Source organism: Arthrobacter sp. E70, from assembly GCF_058266945.1.
Genome location: NZ_JBYQFR010000031.1, coordinates 1 through 3,236, shown reverse-complemented (window position 1 = coordinate 3,236; position 3,236 = coordinate 1). Strand labels below are relative to the sequence as shown.

General features: G+C 55.1%; 1 rRNA gene. It reads left to right on the top strand.

Features of this window, described 5'->3' with window-relative positions:
• Window positions 1-104 precede the first annotated feature (104 nt).
• A 23S ribosomal RNA gene (locus AC3IMC_RS20380) occupies window positions 105-3,231 on the top strand.
• Window positions 3,232-3,236 lie beyond the last annotated feature (5 nt).

The following is a 3,236-nucleotide window of genomic DNA, read 5'->3' as shown; positions in this document are numbered from 1 at the left end:
TATGAACCTGGATCTGGTTCGTGTGCTGTGGCCCTTTTTGGGGGTTGTGGTGCGCGGGACGGTTTCTGTGGTTCTCTCGAGTGTTTTTTGTTTTTGATCTTTGTGGTCAAGTTTTTAAGAGCACACGGTGGATGCCTTGGCATTAGGAGCCGATGAAGGACGTAGGAATCTGCGATAAGCCTGGGGGAGTCGATAACCGGACTGTGATCCCAGGGTGTCCGAATGGGGAAACCCCGCTGAGCGCGCGAGTGACTTGGTGACCCGTACCTGAACACATAGGGTGCGTGGGGGGAACGCGGGGAAGTGAAACATCTCAGTACCCGCAGGAAGAGAAAACAATAGTGATTCCGTTAGTAGTGGCGAGCGAACGCGGATCAGGCTAAACCGTTCCATGTGTGATAGCCGGCGGGCGTTGCATGGTCGGGGTTGTGGGACTTTCCATACCAGTTCTGCCGGGCTGGTGGGGTGTGATGTGCGCGCATAGGTGAACGGTTTTGAAAGGCCGGCCAGAGAGGGTGTTAGTCCCGTAACCGTAATGCGTTTGTGCCGCCTGTGAGAGTATCCCAAGTAGTACGGGGCCCGAGAAATCCCGTGCGAATCTGTCAGGACCACCTGATAAGCCTAAATACTCCCTAATGACCGATAGCGGACCAGTACCGTGAGGGAAAGGTGAAAAGTACCCCGGGAGGGGAGTGAAACAGTACCTGAAACCGTGTGCTTACAATCCGTCGGAGCAGCCTTGTAGTTGTGACGGCGTGCCTTTTGAAGAATGAGCCTGCGAGTTAGTGTTACGTCGCGAGGTTAACCCGTGTGGGGCAGCCGTAGCGAAAGCGAGTCTGAATAGGGCGTGTGAGTGGCGTGATCTAGACCCGAAGCGAAGTGATCTACCCATGGCCAGGTTGAAGCGACGGTAAGACGTCGTGGAGGACCGAACCCACTTCAGTTGAAAATGGAGGGGATGAGCTGTGGGTAGGGGTGAAAGGCCAATCAAACTTCGTGATAGCTGGTTCTCCCCGAAATGCATTTAGGTGCAGCGTTGCGTGTTTCTTTCCGGAGGTAGAGCTACTGGATGGCTAATGGGCCCTACAAGGTTACTGACGTCAGCCAAACTCCGAATGCCGGTAAGTGAGAGCGTAGCAGTGAGACTGTGGGGGATAAGCTTCATAGTCGAGAGGGAAACAGCCCAGACCACCAACTAAGGCCCCTAAGCGTGTGCTAAGTGGGAAAGGATGTGGAGTTGCCCAGACAACCAGGAGGTTGGCTTAGAAGCAGCCACCCTTAAAAGAGTGCGTAATAGCTCACTGGTCAAGTGATTCCGCGCCGACAATGTAGCGGGGCTCAAGTACACCGCCGAAGTTGTGGCATTCACACAGTCTCTAAGCCTTTGTGGTTCAGGAGTGTGGATGGGTAGGGGAGCGTCGTGTGGGCGGTGAAGTCGCGGTGTAAACCAGCGGTGGAGCCTACACGAGTGAGAATGCAGGCATGAGTAGCGAAAGACGGGTGAGAAACCCGTCCGCCGAATGATCAAGGGTTCCAGGGTCAAGCTAATCTGCCCTGGGTAAGTCGGGACCTAAGGCGAGGCCGACAGGCGTAGTCGATGGACAACGGGTTGATATTCCCGTACCGGCGAAAAACCGCCCATGCTGAGCGGGGGATACTAACTGCCCGAAACCTGCCCGACCGTCCTTTGGACGGAAGGGTTTTGGTGGAGCGCAGGACCTGATCCCGGGAGGCAAGCGTATTAACAGGTGTGACGCAGGAAGGTAGCCGAGCCGGGCGATGGTTGTCCCGGTCTAAGGATGTAGGGCGAACGGTAGGCAAATCCGCTGTTCATGTGCCTGAGATCTGATGGGACCCCCGTATGGGGGGATTTGGTGATCCTATGCTGCCGAGAAAAGCATCGACGCGAGGTTTTAGCCGCCCGTACCCCAAACCGACACAGGTGATCAGGTAGAGAATACCAAGGCGATCGAGAGAATTATGGTTAAGGAACTCGGCAAAATGCCCCCGTAACTTCGGGAGAAGGGGGGCCCCAACCTTGAAAGAACCTTGCGTTCTGGAGGGGATCGGGGCCGCAGAGACCAGGGGGAAGCGACTGTTTACTAAAAACACAGGTCCGTGCGAAGTCGCAAGACGATGTATACGGACTGACTCCTGCCCGGTGCTGGAAGGTTAAGAGGACCGGTTAGCCTCACGGCGAAGCTGAGAATTTAAGCCCCAGTAAACGGCGGTGGTAACTATAACCATCCTAAGGTAGCGAAATTCCTTGTCGGGTAAGTTCCGACCTGCACGAATGGAGTAACGACTTCCCCGCTGTCTCAACCATAAACTCGGCGAAATTGCAGTACGAGTAAAGATGCTCGTTACGCGCAGCAGGACGGAAAGACCCCGAGACCTTTACTATAGTTTGGTATTGGTGTTCGGAGTGGCTTGTGTAGGATAGGTGGGAGACGTTGAAGCCCGGACGCCAGTTCGGGTGGAGTCATCGTTGAAATACCACTCTGGTCACTTTGGACATCTAACTTCGGCCCGTAATCCGGGTCAGGGACAGTGCCTGATGGGTAGTTTAACTGGGGCGGTTGCCTCCTAAAAAGTAACGGAGGCGCCCAAAGGTTCCCTCAGCCTGGTTGGCAATCAGGTGTCGAGTGTAAGTGCACAAGGGAGCTTGACTGTGAGAGAGACATCTCGAGCAGGGACGAAAGTCGGGACTAGTGATCCGGCGGTACATTGTGGAATGGCCGTCGCTCAACGGATAAAAGGTACCTCGGGGATAACAGGCTGATCTTGCCCAAGAGTCCATATCGACGGCATGGTTTGGCACCTCGATGTCGGCTCGTCGCATCCTGGGGCTGGAGTAGGTCCCAAGGGTTGGGCTGTTCGCCCATTAAAGCGGTACGCGAGCTGGGTTTAGAACGTCGTGAGACAGTTCGGTCCCTATCCGCTGCGCGCGCAGGAAATTTGAGAAGGGCTGTCCTTAGTACGAGAGGACCGGGACGGACGAACCTCTGGTGTGTCAGTTGTACTGCCAAGTGCACCGCTGATTAGCTACGTTCGGATGGGATAACCGCTGAAAGCATCTAAGCGGGAAGCTCGCTTCAAGATGAGATTTCCATACACCTTTGTGTGTGAGAGGCCCCCAGCCAGACCACTGGGTTGATAGGCCGGATGTGGAAGCGAGGACTAACGACTCGTGAAGCTGACCGGTACTAATAGGCCAACAACTTACACCACACAGA